At 58.4% G+C, this 17409-nt stretch carries 20 protein-coding genes; 12 read left to right on the top strand and 8 right to left on the bottom strand.

Going from position 1 to position 17409, the window contains the following annotated elements:
- Window position 1 precedes the first annotated feature (1 nt).
- From BW956_RS04405 to BW956_RS04430, 6 genes are all read right to left on the bottom strand, one after another.
- On the bottom strand, window positions 2–241 hold the full coding sequence (locus BW956_RS04405) for a BolA family protein (protein ID WP_010322854.1): 240 nt from the start codon (window positions 239–241) through the stop codon (window positions 2–4).
- Window positions 242–330: 89 nt separating this feature from the next.
- Window positions 331–624 (bottom strand): STAS domain-containing protein, encoded by a 294-nt coding sequence (locus BW956_RS04410; RefSeq protein ID WP_076461135.1) that lies wholly within the window; start codon window positions 622–624, stop codon window positions 331–333.
- On the bottom strand, window positions 608–1264 hold the full coding sequence (locus tag BW956_RS04415; RefSeq protein ID WP_010322856.1) for an MlaC/ttg2D family ABC transporter substrate-binding protein: 657 nt from the start codon (window positions 1262–1264) through the stop codon (window positions 608–610). The genes BW956_RS04410 and BW956_RS04415 overlap by 17 nt, the downstream gene beginning before the upstream one ends.
- A 1-nt stretch (window position 1265) precedes the next feature.
- Window positions 1266–1724, bottom strand: a complete 459-nt coding sequence (mlaD, locus tag BW956_RS04420) for an outer membrane lipid asymmetry maintenance protein MlaD (RefSeq protein ID WP_076461137.1) — start codon at window positions 1722–1724, stop codon at window positions 1266–1268.
- A gap of 2 nt (window positions 1725–1726) precedes the next feature.
- The gene (mlaE, locus tag BW956_RS04425) at window positions 1727–2509 is read right to left on the bottom strand and encodes a lipid asymmetry maintenance ABC transporter permease subunit MlaE (protein WP_010322858.1); all 783 of its coding nucleotides are present in this window, start codon (window positions 2507–2509) and stop codon (window positions 1727–1729) included.
- A 4-nt stretch (window positions 2510–2513) separates the two neighbouring features.
- Complete coding sequence (locus BW956_RS04430; RefSeq protein ID WP_010322859.1) at window positions 2514–3323, bottom strand: ATP-binding cassette domain-containing protein; 810 nt, start codon at window positions 3321–3323, stop codon at window positions 2514–2516.
- 193 nt (window positions 3324–3516) lie between these two features.
- On the opposite strand from BW956_RS04430, the gene BW956_RS04435 reads away from it, so the two are divergent.
- From BW956_RS04435 to yjgA, 12 genes are read left to right on the top strand one after another with little or no spacing between them, the layout of a single operon-like run.
- Window positions 3517–4488, top strand: coding sequence for a KpsF/GutQ family sugar-phosphate isomerase (locus BW956_RS04435; RefSeq protein WP_076461139.1), 972 nt, complete (start codon window positions 3517–3519; stop codon window positions 4486–4488).
- Window positions 4488–5033, top strand: coding sequence for a KdsC family phosphatase (locus tag BW956_RS04440; protein ID WP_010322861.1), 546 nt, complete (start codon window positions 4488–4490; stop codon window positions 5031–5033). The genes BW956_RS04435 and BW956_RS04440 overlap by 1 nt, the downstream gene beginning before the upstream one ends.
- Window positions 5027–5593, top strand: coding sequence for an LPS export ABC transporter periplasmic protein LptC (lptC, locus tag BW956_RS04445; protein WP_076461141.1), 567 nt, complete (start codon window positions 5027–5029; stop codon window positions 5591–5593). The genes BW956_RS04440 and lptC overlap by 7 nt, the downstream gene beginning before the upstream one ends.
- The gene (gene lptA, locus BW956_RS04450) at window positions 5583–6089 is read left to right on the top strand and encodes a lipopolysaccharide transport periplasmic protein LptA (protein WP_010322863.1); all 507 of its coding nucleotides are present in this window, start codon (window positions 5583–5585) and stop codon (window positions 6087–6089) included. Before lptC ends, lptA begins: the two co-directional genes overlap by 11 nt.
- Entirely contained in the window at window positions 6089–6826 is a 738-nt protein-coding gene (gene lptB / locus BW956_RS04455) for an LPS export ABC transporter ATP-binding protein (protein WP_010322864.1), read from the top strand. The genes lptA and lptB overlap by 1 nt, the downstream gene beginning before the upstream one ends.
- Before the next feature lie 47 nt (window positions 6827–6873).
- Complete coding sequence (locus BW956_RS04460; RefSeq protein WP_076461143.1) at window positions 6874–8397, top strand: RNA polymerase factor sigma-54; 1524 nt, start codon at window positions 6874–6876, stop codon at window positions 8395–8397.
- Between the two features lie 52 nt (window positions 8398–8449).
- Entirely contained in the window at window positions 8450–8740 is a 291-nt protein-coding gene (hpf, locus tag BW956_RS04465; RefSeq protein WP_010322866.1) for a ribosome hibernation-promoting factor, HPF/YfiA family, read from the top strand.
- A 21-nt stretch (window positions 8741–8761) separates the two neighbouring features.
- On the top strand, window positions 8762–9223 hold the full coding sequence (locus tag BW956_RS04470) for a PTS sugar transporter subunit IIA (RefSeq protein ID WP_010322867.1): 462 nt from the start codon (window positions 8762–8764) through the stop codon (window positions 9221–9223).
- A 2-nt stretch (window positions 9224–9225) separates the two neighbouring features.
- The gene (gene rapZ / locus BW956_RS04475; protein WP_076461145.1) at window positions 9226–10098 is read left to right on the top strand and encodes an RNase adapter RapZ; all 873 of its coding nucleotides are present in this window, start codon (window positions 9226–9228) and stop codon (window positions 10096–10098) included.
- A 7-nt stretch (window positions 10099–10105) separates the two neighbouring features.
- The gene (locus BW956_RS04480; RefSeq protein ID WP_010322869.1) at window positions 10106–10375 is read left to right on the top strand and encodes an HPr family phosphocarrier protein; all 270 of its coding nucleotides are present in this window, start codon (window positions 10106–10108) and stop codon (window positions 10373–10375) included.
- Window positions 10376–10420: 45 nt separating this feature from the next.
- Window positions 10421–11770, top strand: a complete 1350-nt coding sequence (gene mgtE / locus BW956_RS04485) for a magnesium transporter (RefSeq protein ID WP_010322870.1) — start codon at window positions 10421–10423, stop codon at window positions 11768–11770.
- 10 nt (window positions 11771–11780) lie between these two features.
- The gene (yjgA, locus tag BW956_RS04490; RefSeq protein WP_010322871.1) at window positions 11781–12299 is read left to right on the top strand and encodes a ribosome biogenesis factor YjgA; all 519 of its coding nucleotides are present in this window, start codon (window positions 11781–11783) and stop codon (window positions 12297–12299) included.
- Window positions 12300–12319: 20 nt separating this feature from the next.
- On the opposite strand, the gene BW956_RS04495 is transcribed toward yjgA, so the two are convergent.
- Together BW956_RS04495 and rng are read right to left on the bottom strand one after the other, a co-directional pair.
- On the bottom strand, window positions 12320–15919 hold the full coding sequence (locus BW956_RS04495) for a YhdP family phospholipid transporter (protein ID WP_076461146.1): 3600 nt from the start codon (window positions 15917–15919) through the stop codon (window positions 12320–12322).
- Between the two features lie 16 nt (window positions 15920–15935).
- A complete protein-coding gene (gene rng / locus BW956_RS04500) occupies window positions 15936–17405 on the bottom strand; it encodes a ribonuclease G (protein ID WP_010322873.1) in 1470 nt (489 codons plus the stop codon).
- Window positions 17406–17409: the final 4 nt, after the last annotated feature.

The raw sequence follows: 17409 nt of genomic DNA on the forward strand, positions 1-17409 counted from the left end.
ATTAGTTCAGCGCTGCCCACTGTTCAGGTGTGTAGGTCTTGATAGTGACCGCGTGGATGCTGCCGTTGGCAATATGTTCACTGAGGCAGCCATAGACCAGCTGCTGCTTTTTAACCGGGGTCAAACCGGCAAACACCTCGCCGACAACCGTAACGCTGAAGTCACAACCCTCACCCTGGGTTATCGCGGTGCAGCCTTCAAGTTGCTGTTCCAGAATCTGTTTTACGTCATCAGCCTGCATGCGTAGCCCTTACCTCGTGTTGTTGCTGTCGATTGTGGTGGGAATAATAACGAAACGGCTGTCAAAAGGCGACGCGCGCCCTCTGCGCCTCACGCCAAGGCGTCGGCCAGACCAACCAGATCCGCAATGGAAACCAGGTCGGCTGGCGGCTGTTCGATATGAAGCTGAACGCCCTGTTTGGTCGCCTGTCGCAGGCATACCAGCCAGAGCGACAGCGCCGAGCTATCGACCCGCTGAACGCCTGACCAGTCTACCCGGCACTCACCTTCTGCTTGCTGCAACAGCCCCAGAAGCTTCTGACGGGCCGGCAGAACACTGGCGAATACCAGATCACCCGCCAGACGAATAGTGCCCGGCGCGGTCTGTTCAACTGTCACTGTCATCGTCACCAGCTGTTTTCTCCAGCTTGATGTTGTCCATTTTCTCGGCCCATGCATCGATGGTGCCGGAAATGCTGCGATTCTGCTGGTACAGATCGGAGAACTGGTTGCGGAAGGTGATGCGCAGGTTGATACCGTCCACCATCACATTCACCAGCGTCCAACGATCCGCCTGCTTCAGCATGTAGTACACCAGCGCATAGGTTTCACCGTTGGATGAACGCACTTCAACGGTCACGACCTGCTTTTCAGGCTCCGGGCTCTCGCCTACCGGAGACTGGATTTCGTAGCGGGTCAGTTCAAAGCCGGCGATGGATTTGGCGTAGGTGCGCAGCAGCGTGGTCTTGAAAACCTCGGCAAAACGCTCACGCTCGGCATCAGTGGCACGGCGGTAGTATTTACCCATCACGCGCTTGGCAATGTAGGGGAAGTCGACAACCGGTGCGATCACCTTTTCGATTTCCTGCATCAGCGGCTCAACGTTGTTGGGGTCCGTGAGTTCCTCACGATCCATCAACGCCAGCATATCGCCGGTGGCCGAATCCACCACGGCACTGGCTTCCTGCCAGCTGGCCTGCGCCACCGCCGGGTTTACCATCAGGGCCAGTGCGGTCAGCATGGCCAGCATCCACTGTTTGATCATGTTATTCACTCACTTCATTAAACAGGAATTTGCCGATCAACTCTTCCAGTACCAGTGCAGACTGGGTGTCCTGAATATAATCGCCTTCGGCCAGCACCTCATCTTCGGCGCCGGGCACTATGCCGATGTACTGCTCACCCAGCAGCCCTGCGGTCAGAATGCTGGCAGAGCTGTCGGTGGTGAGGTAATCGACCTGATCAAAGATTTGCATTTCCACTTCCGCCATCAGCATGCGCGGATCGATACGGATAGCCGTTACCTCGCCAATCTGCACGCCCGACATGGCCACCTTGGCCCGGGGTGTCAGACCGCCGATATTGTCAAAGCGGGCATAGACTTTATAACCGCCTGATTGCTGAGACAGGTTCAATCCACTGACGTTCAATGCCAGCACGACCAGCGCCAGGATACCGGCCAGCATGAACGCGCCTACACCGATTTCCACATTTCGCATACGCATTATCAGAGTTCTCCAAACATCACTGCGGTCAGGATGAAGTCCATCCCCAGCACGGCCAGTGATGAATACACCACCGTACGGGTCGTAGCCTGACTGATTCCTTCAGAGGTCGGGATACAGTCGTATCCCTCAAAAACAGCTATCCATGTCACTACGATACCGAAGCAGACCGCCTTGATCAGGCCGTTCAGCACATCATCGTAAAAGTCGACCGATTGCTGCATATTGGCCCAGAACGAGCCTTCGTAAATACCCAGCCAGTCCACGGCCACCAGAGAACCGCCCCAAACGCCGACCACCGCAAAGATGATCGCCAACAGCGGCATACTGATAAAACCGGCCCAGAGACGCGGAGCAATAATCCGTCGCAGCGGATCAACCCCGATCATCTCCAGGCTGGCCAACTGCTCGGTCGCCTTCATCAGACCGATTTCCGCCGTCAATGCGGACCCGGCCCGACCGGCAAACAGCAGAGCGGCCACCACCGGTGCCAGCTCTCGCACCAGGCTCAGCGCCACCATCTGTCCGACAGCCTGCTCAGAGCCGTAATCCACCAGAATGGTATAGCCCTGCAGCCCCAGCACCATGCCGATAAAGCCGCCGGATACGATAATAATGACCAGCGACAGCACGCCAACAAAGTAGATCTGACGCACCACCAGCGGGAACATGGTCAGCGGCTGCGGCCGCGCCAGCAGCGATTGCAGCAATATTTGCCCGGCACGGCCAAAAGCGGCCAACCGGGACAGGCCGCGATGGCCCAGTTTCTGTAACAGATCCAGCATCCTGTTATTGCCTCTCCAGCAAGTCAGTCATCAGATCCGGCGCCTTGTAATGAAAAGGCACAGGACCATCAGGCAATCCCTGCATGAACTGACGTACCTGCTCAGATTCCACATTGGCCAGCTCTTCGGGCGTGCCCTGAGCAACCACATGGGCATCAGACAGAATATAGATGTAGTCGGCGATCCCCAGCGTCTCCTTGATGTCATGCGAAACAATGATGCTGGTATGCCCCAACGCCTGGTTAAGACGGCGAATGAGATTTACCAGTACGCCCATGGCAATGGGGTCCTGCCCGGTGAAGGGCTCGTCGTACATGACAATATCCGGGTCCAGGGCAATGGCACGGGCCAAGGCCACACGACGGGCCATGCCACCCGACAGTTCGCTGGGCATCAGATCACGGGCACCGCGCAAGCCAACGGCCTGCAGTTTCATCAACACTACATCACGAATCATGTCAGCCGGCAGTTCAGTGTGAACCTGCAGCGGGAAGGCTACGTTGTCGAACACGTTCATGTCGGTAAACAGGGCGCCGCTCTGAAACAGCATGCCCATGCGCTCACGGGCTTCGAACAGTTCACGCCGCCCCAGTGTCGGGATATTGACCCCATCCAGCAGGATTTCACCTTCGTTGGGGTGCAGCTGACCGCCGATCAGCTTGAGCAAGGTCGTCTTGCCGGTTCCCGACGGTCCCATAATCGCAGTCACCTTGCCGCGGGGGACACGGATATCCACGTGCTCGAAAATCGCACGCTCACCCCGGTAAAAGGTGAGATCACGAATATCGATGATGCAATCGTTGTCAGGCTTCATTGATCAGGAAATTCCTGTTCCCATTGGCATTAAGCAAAACGCCCGGATACACCGGGGCAAAAATGACTCGGCAATATACCATTGTCACGGCCAAACTTGAATTAATGACGCCTGTCTGAGCGTTCGTGCTCCGGACAAGGATGGGTTAAACTACTCGTTTAATCCGACGTTGAAACGAGACGGACCTATCGGCATGACCGCAACCGACTACCTGGCCTCGGGCCGCCAGACCATCCGGCTTGAAATTGAGGCTGTGCAAGAACTGCTGAACCACCTGGACGGCGCCTTCACCCGCGCCTGCGAACTCATGTTCAGCTGCCCTGGCCGCATCATTGTGACCGGCATGGGCAAATCCGGCCACATCGGCAACAAGATTGCCGCCACCCTGGCAAGCACGGGCACACCGGCCTTTTTCGTTCACCCCGGTGAAGCCAGCCATGGTGACCTGGGCATGTTTACCGGCGACGATGTCGTGCTGGCCCTGTCCAACTCCGGCGAAACCTCAGAAGTTGTCACCATCCTGCCGCTGATCAAGCGCATGGGGGCACCGCTGATCAGTATTACCGCCAACCCCAACTCCACACTGGCCCGCAGCGCCGACGTAGGCCTGCATATTCCTGTAGACCGTGAAGCCTGCCCGCTGGGTCTGGCGCCCACATCCAGCACTACCGCGCAGCTGGTATTGGGCGATGCCCTGGCCATTGCCCTGCTGGAAGCACGCGGCTTCAGCAGCGAAGATTTCGCCTTTTCGCACCCCGGCGGCAGCCTGGGGCGCCGTTTGCTGTTGAAAGTGGAAGACATCATGCACACCGGCAGTGAAGTACCTGCCGTCGCCACCGATACCCGTATTCGTGAAGCCTTGCTGGAGATGACCCAGAAGCATCTGGGCATGACAGCTGTTACCGATGCCGAAGGCGTTTTGCTCGGCATCTTCACCGATGGTGACCTGCGCCGCACCCTGGACCAGGGACTTGATCTGGCCAACACCCCGATCACCGAAGTCATGACCGAAGGCGGCACCCGTGTGCAGCCCGGCATTCTGGCGGCCGAAGCCCTCAGCCTGATGCAGGAGCGCAAAATCAATGCACTGCTGGTGGTCGATGAACAGGACCGTCCCATCGGGGCACTCAACATGCACGACATGCTCAAGGCGGGGGTGATTTGATGCAACTGGAATCCCTGACCCCGGAGCAGCGCCAGGCGCTGAAAGATATCCGCCTGGCTGTGTTCGATGTGGATGGCATCCTGACGGATGGTCGCCTGAATTTTCTCGCCGACGGTCGCGAAGTAAAAAGCTTCCACACCCTGGACGGGCTGGGCATCAAAATGCTGCAGCGTAGCGGCATTGAAACGGCCATTATTACAGGGCGCCGCTCGCCCCAGGTGGAGCAGCGCGCCGAAGCACTGGGTATCACCTACCTGCGCCAGGGCCGAGAGGACAAACTCACTGCCCTGCGCGAGCTCTGGGACCAGAGCGGCCATCAGGCAAGCGATACGGCCTACATCGGTGATGACCTGCCCGACCTGTCGGCCATCCTGCATTCCGCATTTGGTGCCTGCGTCCCCAATGGCCACCCGCTGGTGCGCAAGGAAGCCGACTGGTGCAGCCAGGCTTCGGGTGGCAAAGGTGCTGCCCGTGAATTCTGTGAGCTGATTCTCGCAGCCCAGGGCAAACTGGAAGCCTTGTATCAGGAGTACCGCGGATGCTGAATCAGCGGTGGCGTCTGGCCGTTGTGGCCACCCTGCTGACACCACCTCTGCTTTGGCTAGGCTGGAGCGGTCCGACCGTGAACACCCCGGCGCCCTCCGGTGGCGCCGAGGAGAACGTCGACTTCTTTATCGAACAGGCACGCATTACGCGCTGGCAGGACGATGGCTCCGAAGCGCATCAGATCAATACCGAGCTGATGCAACACCTGCCCGAACTCAGCCTGACCCGGCTACACAACCCCGAGGTCAATGTACCGGGGCAGGATGAGACCACTCCCTATCGGCTCAGAGCGGATACAGGCGAGGTACCGGACTCGCATGAGCAGGTAGAGCTTGCAGGCGGTGTACTGCTTCATGATAATTCCCAGTCCGAAGCCACAGTCAAACTCAGCACAGAACAGTTGACCCTATACCCGGCAGAAGAACGTGCCCATACGGCACAGATTGTCAGGGTAGAACGCGGAGATGACACCACCGAGGCACTCGGCATGGATGTGTATTTTGAGGAACAGCGGATAGAACTGCTATCGGATGTTAAGGGTGTTTACCATGCACAATAAACTACGCGGACTCTGCGCAGCTCTACTGCTTTGGCTGCCGGCGGCAGCTCAGGCACTGCCGGATGACCATAATCAGCCGATCAACATCAGCGCTGACCGCGCCAGCATCAACGAGCGCACCGGTATCACCGTATACACCGGTAACGTGGAAATTCGTCAGGGCAGTATGCTGATCAAGGGCGCGCGCGTAGAGCTGCACCGCCAGGGCAACGGTGTTTCGCGCATTATCTCGACCGGCTCACCGGCCGAATTTCATCAGCAGCCCGAGGCCGATGCCGCCCCTACTCGCGCCTACGGCCTGCGCATGGACTACCAGGTTAATCGCCAGGAAGTGACCATCACCGAATCTGCCCGCGTCGACCAGGGCCAGGATTCATTTTCCGGTGAGCGTATCGTCTACAACATGGAAAAAGCCGTGGTAAATGCCTTCGGCAGTGATGATGCCAATGGCGAACGTGTACGCATGGTCATCCAGCCGCGGACGGATTCAAATTAATGACAGCACCCACCAAACGTCTGGAAGCCCGCAATCTTGCCAAAAGCTACAAGGGTCGCGAAGTTGTACGTGACGTTTCCCTGCACGTGGACAGCGGCCAGATAGTCGGCCTGCTGGGCCCCAACGGCGCCGGCAAAACCACCTGTTTTTACATGATTGTGGGCCTGATCCCGGCTGACCGGGGCCAGATCATGATCACCGAGGATGATGTCACCCGTATGCCCATGCATGAGCGTGCGCGACGCGGTATTGGCTATCTGCCTCAGGAAGCTTCGGTGTTTCGCAAACTCAGCGTGCGCGATAACCTGATGGCGATACTGGAAACCCGCCCCGAGCTCGATGCCAGCCGCCGCAAGGCCCTGCTGGAAGAGCTGCTGGAAGAGTTTCATATCACCCATCTGAAAGACAGCCTGGGCATGTCGCTTTCCGGCGGCGAGCGTCGACGGGTAGAGATCGCCCGCGCCCTGGCAACAGAACCTGATTTTATCCTGCTGGATGAGCCCTTTGCCGGCGTTGACCCCATATCGGTCAGTGACATCAAGCAGACCATTCGCCACCTGCAATCACGCGGTATCGGCGTATTGATCACAGACCACAACGTGCGTGAGACGCTTGATATCTGTGAACAAGCCTATATCGTCAGTGAAGGAGGCATATTGGCACAGGGTACCCCGGAGGTGATCCTGGCGGATCAACAAGTCCGTCGTGCCTATCTGGGCGAGCAGTTCTCGCTTTAGCGGCTTTCCCCCGGGAGTCTTCCTAGCAGTTCAATTGGCAGTCGTTTATGAAACAATCCTTACAACTCAAGATCGGCCAACAGCTGACCATGACCCCTCAGTTGCAACAGGCAATCCGCCTGCTGCAGCTTTCCTCGCTGGACCTCCAACAGGAGATTCAGGAGGCACTGGACAGCAACCCTCTGCTGGAAGCCGAAGAAGAGCATGAGACTCAGGCCGCCGAGGCGGACAGCGACCGTCAGGACAGTGACTCAGCGGACAACACGTCCAGCCGGGAAACCGCCAGTACCAGCGACAACGCTGACAGTGACGACAACTGGAGTGATGACCAGCCCGAAGATCACTGGAATGATCAGATTCCGGCCGAGCTGACCACGGACAGCAGCTGGGATGACACCTTCCAGCACCAGAGCACACCGTCCCAGCCCCGTGATGACGACTGGTCGCCGGGCGATAACGACACCATGGAAGACAGCCTGCAGGATCACCTGTTGTGGCAGCTCAACCTCACCCCCATGAGTGAGACCGATTACCAGATCGCACTGGCCATCATTGACTCGGTAGATGCCGATGGCTATCTCACCACCAGTACCGAGGATCTGCTGGAGCATTTCCAGAATCACCAGCCCGAGGACTTCGCGGACGCGGAGCTGGATGAAGTGGAAGCCGTGCTGCACCGCCTGCAGCAGTTTGATCCGACCGGTGTCTGTGCCCGCGACCTCAACGAATGCCTGCGTCTGCAGCTGCTGCAACTGCCCGAAGATACACCCCTGCGCCCCTATGCGATCCGCCTGGTGCGTGACCATCTTAACCTGCTGGGCAGCCACGACTACCGCACGCTGATGCGCCGCATGCGCCTGAAGGAGCCCGAGCTGCAACAGGTGATCAGTCTGATCCAGAGCCTGAATCCCAAGCCCGGCGGCATCATCAGCCCTGAAGCCGCGCAATATGTCATCCCGGATGTACTGGTGCGCAAGCAGCAGGGCCAGTGGACCGTGAGCCTCAACAATGATGCCTCGCCCAAGCTCAAGATCAACAGCCAGTATGCCGACCTGGTGCGCAGGGCCGACAACAGTGCCGACAACACCTACCTGAAGAACCACCTGCAGGAAGCCCGCTGGTTCCTCAAGAGCCTGGCCAGCCGCAACGAAACGCTGCTCAAGGTCACCACGGAGATCGTGGCACGCCAGATCGACTTCTTTGAAGAAGGCGACGAGGGCATGAAACCGATGGTTCTGCATGACATCGCCGAAGCGGTCGACATGCACGAGTCCACCATCTCCCGTGTCACCACCCAGAAATACATGCACACCCCCCGTGGCATCTTCGAGCTGAAGTACTTCTTCTCCAGCCATGTGGGCACTTCCGATGGCGGAGCCGCCTCGTCTACCGCCATCCGCGCATTGATCAAGAAGCTGATCAGTGATGAAAATACAGCCAAACCGCTGAGTGACAACAAGATCGCACAGCTACTCAAGGAACAGGGCATTAACGTTGCCCGCCGTACCGTTGCAAAATATCGGGAGGCAATGCACATTCCGCCTTCTAATGAGCGCAAGCGTCTGGTTTAATGAGAGTGAAGGCGGTGCATCTGCTGCACCCCTATGAGAAGGAGAAAAACCTATGCAGATCAACATCACTGGCCACCATGTCGAACTGACTGATGCCCTGAATGACTATGTACGTAACAAGTTTGATCGTCTGGAACGTCACTTCGACAACATCACCAATGCACAGGTCACCCTTAGCGTAGAGAAACAGCGCCAGAAATCCGAGGCCAACATCCACCTCGCCGGCGGTGAAGTCTTTGCTGCGAACGAGCACGACGACATGTATGCCGCCATCGACGGCATGGTCGACAAGCTTGATCGTCAGATCATCAAGCACAAAGAAAAGATGAAATCCCACAAATAACCGGTAGCAGCACGTCAACACATGCAACTATCAGAACTGCTGACCCCATCGCGCACACTCTGCCACGTTGATGTGGTCAGCAAGAAGCGGGTTCTCGAACTCGCCAGCCAAACCATTGCAGAGCAGTTGGATGGCCCGGCCGCTGAAGATATCTTCAGCGGCCTTATCAATCGTGAACGCCTGGGCAGCACCGGTATCGGTGAAGGCGTCGCCATTCCTCACTGTCGTATGGCCGGCGTACACAAGGCCGTTGGACTGCTGATGACACTGACCAGCCCAATCGATTTCGATGCCATCGATAATCGTCCGGTTGATCTGGTGTGTCTGCTGCTGGTCCCGGAAGAAGGCGCCGAAGAACATCTGCAAACCCTGGCGGGATTGGCTGAACTGTTCAACCATTCGGAAACGCGGGACTCGCTGCGTGCCTGCGGCAGTGCCGATGATCTGCTGGAGCGCGTCCAACAGCTCTGCCAGGAGCATTGAGTATGCGCCTGGTTGTGCTCAGTGGTCGCTCGGGATCAGGTAAAAGTACGGCACTTCAGGTACTGGAAGATGTCGGCTTTTACTGCATCGACAACCTGCCCGCCCTGCTGTTGCCTGACTTGATCAAGCTGATGCTGGCCGACCCCCAGCCAATCAGCAAAATTGCCGTCAGCATTGATGCCCGCAACCAGCCCAGCAACCTGCAGCAGTTCCCCGAGATCATGGCACAGTTACAGCAGCTGCCGAACCTGGGCATCGAAACCCTGTTTCTTGATGCCGGCGAAGCCACATTGTTGCGCCGCTACAATGCTACACGCCGCCGTCACCCTCTGAGCGACAATAACCAGAGCCTGCAGCAGTCCATTCGTAACGAACGCGAGCTGCTGGAGCCCATAGCCACCCAGGCCGACCTGCGCATCGATACCACACGCCTGTCTCTGTATGAGCTGCGTGATGAAGTCAAACTGCGCGTCGCCGGGCGCACCGAACAGGAGCTGTCGCTGCAGTTCGAGTCATTCGGTTTCAAGCACGGCGTGCCGCTGGATGTGGACTTCACCTTCGATGTGCGCTCTCTGCCCAACCCCTATTGGGTGCCCGAGCTGCGCCGCCATACCGGACGCGACCAGGAAGTGATCGACTTCCTGTCCGGATACGAGGATGTCACTGAAATGGTGACCGATATCCGCCAGTTCGTGGAAAAGTGGCTGCCCCGCTTTCGCGCCAATAACCGCAGCTATATCACCATCGGTATCGGCTGTACCGGTGGCCAGCACCGCTCTGTCTATGTTTGCGAACAGCTTGCTGGCCATTTCCGCACGCTTATGGATAATGTTCAGATACTGCACCGTGAACTAAGACAGCCTGGGTCGGACTGAAGCTAGCATGGTTGAAAAACGCCTGACGATTATCAACAAACTTGGCCTGCACGCCCGTGCAGCGGCTAAACTCGTCACCACGGCCAACCAGTTCGACTCCGATATTCGCATTGCCCGTGATGACCGGGAAATTGATGGCAAAAGTATCATGTCGGTGATGATGCTGGCCGCCAGCAAAGGCACCGAAATCGAACTCCGCATCCAGGGTCAGGACGAACACAACGCCCTGAGTGCTCTCGAATCCCTGATCAATAACCGCTTCGACGAACCCGAATAAACAAACCGCTTTACCTCTTCACCCTCAGCACCGGAAACCAGCGCCATGAGCCAGCAGGATCAGCTTTCCAACCTGGAAACCCTCAGTGCCGCTCTCGAAGTCGGCGAACTGCAGCAGCTCAGATTCATGCTCAACAAGGGACTCAAGCCCGTTGAGGTGGCACACCTGCTGGAAAAAACGCCGCCGCGCGAGCGCCAGATCCTGTGGAACCTGCTCAACAAGGATCTGGAAGGTGAGGTGCTGCAATATCTGGGGGATGAAGCTCAGGCGGAAATCCTGAGCCGCATGGAAGCCTCGGAAGTACTGGCGATTACCGAATCGCTGGAAACCGATGACATGGCGGACATTCTGCAGCAGCTGCCCGAACGGGTGATGAAAGAGCTGTTGAAGATCATGGACCGGGAGAACCGTGAACGCGTCGAGCAGGTGCTCTCGTTCCCGGAGGATACCGCCGGCGGCTTGATGAATACCGATACGGTAACCATCCGCCCGGATATTACCGCCGAAACGGTACTGCGCTACCTGCGCCGTCACAAGGAGATCCCCGAGACCACCGACACACTGTTCGTGGTCAGCCGTAAAGGCTCTTACATCGGCGTACTGCCGCTGACACGCCTGCTCACCACCGACCCTGATGTGCTGGTGCGTGAAATCATGAACACCGACGTGGACGCCATTCCGGCTGACATGCCGGATGAAGAAGTTGCCCGCCTGTTCGAACAGCTCGACCTGATCTCAGCCCCCGTCACCAACGAAGAGGGCCAATTGCTGGGTCGTATCACCATCGATGACGTGGTGGACGTTATCCGTGAAGATGCCGACCACTCCCTGATGAGCATGGCCGGTCTGGACGAAGACGAAGATACCTTCGCCCCCATCATGAAAACCACCCGCCGGCGTGCAGTCTGGCTCGGCATCAACCTGATCACGGCCTTTATCGCATCCGCCGTGATTGGCCTGTTTGAAGAAACCATCGACAAGGTCGTTGCCCTCGCCGTACTGATGCCGATCGTAGCATCCATGGGCGGCATCGCCGGTAGTCAGACACTGACGCTGGTGATTCGCGGCCAGGCCCTGGGGCATGTGGAACGCTCCAATATCGGCTGGCTGTTCAATCGAGAACTGGTCGTGGGGCTGCTTAACGGCCTGCTCTGGGCGCTGGTGGTCGCAGCGGTAGCCGTGGTCTGGTTCCAGGACATGACGGTGGGCGTGATTATCGCATTGGCGATCGTGATAAACCTGATCGCCGGCGCCATGGCAGGTACAATGCTGCCCATGATTCTGAAATCGCTGGGCATCGACCCGGCGCTGGCCGGCAGCGTACTGCTGACGACCATCACGGATGTGATAGGCTTTTTCGCTTTCCTTGGGCTAGCCACCCTGTTCTTTGCCTGACGGACAGACTATGAGTGACCAAAACGATACTTTCCAGGACGAACATGACGACCTGGAACCCAGTAAATCCCAGATCAAGCGGGATGCGGAAGAGCTGAAAACGCTGGGCAAGCGCATGACCGAGCTGCGCCCCGACCAGCAGGCCAAGCTCCCCATTGATGACCGCCTGCGCCTTGCCATCGAGGAGTACGGCCGCATTCGTGCCAACGGAGCCAAGCGGCGCCACCTGCAGTATATCGGCAAGCTGATGCGTGACGCCGATGCCGACGCCATCCGTGCCGTTGTGGATCGTTTCGATTCTGCCAGCGCCCTGCACAACCACCTGTTCCACGAGCTGGAACGCTGGCGTGAGCGTTTGATTGATGAAGGAAATGAGGCGCTGCAGGAATTTATCGAACAGCACCCCGATGCCGATATTCAGCACCTGCGCCAGCTGGTTCGAAACGCCCAGCGTGAGCGCGCCCGTGAGCAGCCGCCTACCCATTCACGCAAGCTGTTCCGCTACCTGCGCGAACTGAGCGATCTCTAAGGCAGCCTCAACCTGCCCGCTCAGGGCGCTGATTGGGTGGGCTGCAGCTTGAACTCGGGGTCGTTCCAGTCCCCTTTCAGGGTGTAACGCAGGCTGGTAAAGCGCTGCAGCTGGTCCCCTATCAGCTTGTCGATGACAAACGCCGCCCCTGCAACCTGGGGCGCCCCCAGCAGAATCGCGGCAAAGGGCGCATTACTGCTGAGCGGAAGCGCAACCTCGACCGCCTGATCCAGCTCACGCGTGCCTAAGTCCACCTGACCGCTAAGCGACATATTGGCAGAAGGCCCTTCCAGCGTCAGAGGTGATTCAGTACGGGCGACGCCCTGCTCGATGACATAGTGCCCCTTGATGCGGTCGAAGCTGACCCCTTTTTGCAGCAGATCGCTGAAATCCAGTCGCAATCGCCGCGCCAGCGAGTTGAAGTTCAAAATGCCAAACACGCGCAGGAAGTTGCTGGTTTCGGCGGTTTCGATCAAGCGTGCCTGCCCGGTCTCGAATTCAAACTCACCGTTGATATCCGCTAACGAAAACGCCCAGGGCGCGCCCGGCCAATTCAGCGCCAGATCCCCCTTGACCTCACTGCTTTCCAGCACACGCCCGTAGCCCCATTGTTGCAGCAAGCGGCCAATATCATCCGCCGCCAGGTTCAGCTGCAAAAGGGTTTCCGGGGCTGTCTGGTGCTGCCGCCAATGCAGCTCACCGTTCATGATTACCTGCTCCAGGTGCGCTTCCAGCTGCCGGATACTCAGCCCCTTTTCATGTGGACGCAGCTGGAATCGCCAGTCACCCAGCGGTTTTTCGCCCAGATCCAGGTGGCTGATCGCGATATCCATGGCCGGAAGTTGAGAGGCATTTATGCTCTCGTAACCCTGCTTGTCTATTTCCTGCTCTGTCTCAGATGGCTCAGAGGAGGCGCCTGAAGCGGGTATATCACGAACAAGGTCCAGCTGCAGGTGCTCCAAATCCACCGCAATCGGCTTTTCCGGTGCAATGCGTACCGCCCCCTTCGCCAGGCGGTGCGCCAAATTAACGGCCACTGCTGCCTCTGCAGTGCCCTTCAGCTCCACCTGCATCGCCTCGTCATCAGCGCGCACCGGTAACTGCATACGGCCATCACGCAGCTGGAAAGACGGCTGCAAACCAAAGGCCAATGACAGGGGCGCCAACTGCTCGGGTGATTTTTTCAACCGTCCGGGCAAGGCCAGCTCAACACCCTGTAGATCTGATGTCAGGCGTAACCCGGAACACTCGGTTTCTGCGCACAGATCCAGCTCGGCCTGCCATTTGACGTCGCCTTCAGCCAGCGCCAGGGCCGGCCACTCCAGCCAGCTTTGCAAGGCCGGCACAGGGGTTTGGCCAAGCAAATGCAGACGTTGCTGACCGGGCCCGATCGCCTCAATCTGAGCCGTCACCGGCTGCTCCAGGAACACACCGTTAAGCCCCTCGGCACTCAAGCCTTTGGCGCTGGAAAAACGCACATCCCCCTGAATATCCGTCACGGCAATACCGATGCGCTCGGACGCCAGCCGCACACCCTCGAGTTGGGCAGCCACTCGGACCTTGGGCGGCACCTGTTCGCGCAGGGGGATATCGAGTCCCAGACGCAGCGTAGTTGCACCTTCCGTCAGCTGCCAGGGCTGAATACCCTCACCCAACTGTTGCGCCAGCGGGGTATTCTTGAGCAGATAATCCACATCCTCGGCCGGCCCACTTAAGCGGGTTTCAACCTGGAGCTCGCGGCTGCCCGGAGGCAGATACGCCCAGCCGGAGGTAACATCGGAATTAAGCAGACGTGCCTGGCCAATATTGACCACCAGGCCACCATCGCGCACCATCAGGAACACATCAGCCTGCTCCAGTGCCGGCCAACCGGGCTGATAGGCCAGCGCTGCCTCTTCAATATCGAAGAACAACTGCACCACCGGCCGTCTTGGGGTTGCCAGTTTACGGGTTCCCGTTCGCAGCAGCAGGCCGCCCTGACGCAGACGCCCTGACTGAATGGCCTGTTTAAGCCAGCGGTGCAGACCCGCACCCACTTCATGCTCCGGCGTATATACCGGCGCCTGCAGGCCATCGCTGTCAGTCATGCCGATCATCAGCGTCAGCTCGGCCTGCTCTTCCCGGTCAAACGGCAGATCAATACTGAAACGCCCGGACGCTTGCACAGACTGGTCCTGCAGCTGAAGTCGCTCACTGTTTACCAGTACTCCTGTCTCATGCAGCGTCCAGCGCACACGTCCCTTTGCCTGCTGATAATGCCAGCCGTCCGGGTACAGCATGGGGAAATGCATGGCAAAGTTGTCACTGGACAGGTCGATACGCCCACCGCCAAGACCGGCCTCCAGTCGACCGGAAACACCGCGAAGCCCCGGCGCACCCCGCCAGGCTTCCACCTGTACCTGGTCCAGATCAGCAATCAATTCAAATTCAGACCAGGGCTGGTCAGCGGCCTTGCGTAACACCAGATTATGCAGCTCACCCGCCGGTGCCAGCTGTGTTGCCAGCCGCGCGGCCAGGCTTTCATCCGGGCTGGCCGCCGCAAGCCATTGTCCCAGCGCCGCCAGATCAAGCGAAGAGACTCCCAGGTCCAATGTTTGTGGCAGCCCCTTGTCCACCAGAGGGCTGTGCAACACCAGCTTGGGAACCGATACAACTTTATCGGCACTGGACCAGGTCAAGTCATTGACCTGCAACTGATAGCCCCGCGCCTGCGGTTGCAGGCTCAGCATGGCAGCAAGTGTTTGCGGCAACGGCCAGGGCTTATCCAGCGCCAGCTCAGTCAGGTCGATACGGGCCTGGGCTTGCTGCAATTGATGGCGGTTGAACTCGACCCAGACACGGGTATCCAGCTGCATGCCCTGCAGTCCCCACTCAGGCTGCAGCACCTGTGCCAGCTGCGGGCCCAATTGGCGAATATCCAGATAGCCTTGATAATGAGCCCCCAGGGGATCTGCTTCACTGAGGTCGGAAGCTTCAAGGATAAAGTCGATTTCGGTTTGCTCACCCAGCTGAGGCATCCGCACCGCGCCACTGAGGCGGTGTTCCTGACGTGCGTTTTCCAGCTCAAGGTCGGCAGGAGATACCACCAGAGGGCGTCCCTGCTGGGGAATCAGTACCAGCTCTACATCCTTGATCAGGGCATAGGGTTGGCTCAGCAGCAGGCGGGAAAGGGTTTGCCAGCCACTGGCCGACATGCCTGAGTCAGGCTGCTGGGGTGAAGCTCCGGGGCGATGCAGCCAGCTGCCGGCACGCTGGTGCCAGCGCCCGACGACACCACTGACTTCAAAACGTTGAAAGATGGGCAGCCAGGACATCAGCGACCCGAAAGGATCAAACTCCAGGGTTACCTGCTCCAGTGCCAGGTAACCTTCCGGTCCGCTGTCCGCACCGGCACGCATGCGGATGTCACGGACCTGAAGGACCGGGTAGGCACGGCTCCAGTGCCCCTCCAGCTGCCCGATCTCAAGCTCGATCCCCAGGCGCTGGGCCAGATAGTCCTGAATCTGTGGCCGGAAATGGTCGACATTGTTCAGCAGCAGGCGCACCCCCGTCAGCAGCAGCGCGCACAGCAACAGCAGCAGCAGAAAAGCCCACCAGGCCCGGCTCAGGTGTCGACGCATCCTGCCAGAACCCTACTCAGCGCAACACAACGTCGTATTGTTCCGGCGTGTACAGCGGTTCCACCTGGAAACGTACCGTCTTGCCGATGAAGTCCTCCAGTTCTGCCACGTGGTCCGAGACCTCATCCAGCAAATGATCCACCACGGATTGCGCCGCCAGCACCAGATAGGTTTCGGTATCATAGGCACGGTGCTGACGCAGGATTTCACGGAATATTTCGTAGCAGACCGTTTCCGGTGTTTTCAGCGAACCCCGACCCTGACAGTGGGTACAGGATTCACAGAGCACCTGCTCCAGGCTTTCGCGGGTACGCTTGCGCGTCATCTCCACCAGCCCCAGCTCGGACACACCCGTGACCTTGCACTTGGCATGATCCTTCTCCAGCACCCGCTCCAGCGTACGCAGCACCTGACGTTGATGGTCGGGATCTTCCATATCGATGAAGTCGATAATGATGATGCCGCCCAAATTGCGCAGGCGCAGCTGACGGCCAATCGCCGTAGCCGCTTCCAGGTTGGTCTTGAAGATGGTTTCTTCCAGGTTGCGATGGCCGACAAAGGCCCCCGTATTCACATCCACGGTGGTCATGGCTTCGGTCTGGTCGAAAATCAGATAGCCGCCGGATTTCAACTCAACCTTGCGGCCCAGTGCCTTCTGCATCTCTTCTTCGACATTGAACATGTCAAAGATCGGGCGTTCGCCGGGGTAGTACTCCAGCTTGCTTTCAATCTCGGGTACCAGTGCTTTGACAAAGCTGTGGGCACGCTGGAAGGTTTCACGGGAGTCGATACGAATGCGCTCTACGCCGGAATGCGCCATATCGCGGAGGGCACGCATGTTGAGCGGCAGGTCTTCGTAGACGATCGCCGGTGCCTTGACCTGTTTGATTTTCTGACGAATGGATTCCCACAGGCGGCGCAGGAACTGCAGATCCGATTCAAGCTCCACCTCGGTGACGCCCTCGGCCACTGTACGCAGGATGACACCCCAGTCCGGTGAATTATTCTCTTCCGGTACCAGCGTTTGCATCAGCCCGCGCAAGCGCTCACGCTCGGCACCATCTTCGATACGTTGGGATACACCGATATGACTACTGCCCGGCATCAGGACGAGATATCGCGAGGGAATAGAGATATGCGTGGTCAGGCGCGCTCCCTTGGTGCCGATCGGGTCCTTGGTCACCTGCACCAACAGGCTTTGGCCTTCACGCAGCACCTGCGCGATGGAGGTTGCGCTGCGCTGCTCGGCTGCCATGGTCTGATCGATGACTTCATCCACATGGATGAACGCGGCACGTTCGAGACCAATATCGACAAATGCTGCCTGCATACCGGGTAGCACACGCACCACTTTGCCTTGATAAATGTTACCGACAATCCCCCGTCGCTTGGCGCGTTCGACGTAGATTTCCTGGGGCATGCCGTTTTCGATCACTGCCACACGCGTTTCCATCGGTGTGAAATTGATCAGGATCTCCTCACCCATCCAT

It is taken from the genome of Marinobacterium stanieri (assembly GCF_900155945.1).
GTDB lineage: Bacteria > Pseudomonadota > Gammaproteobacteria > Pseudomonadales > Balneatricaceae > Marinobacterium > Marinobacterium stanieri.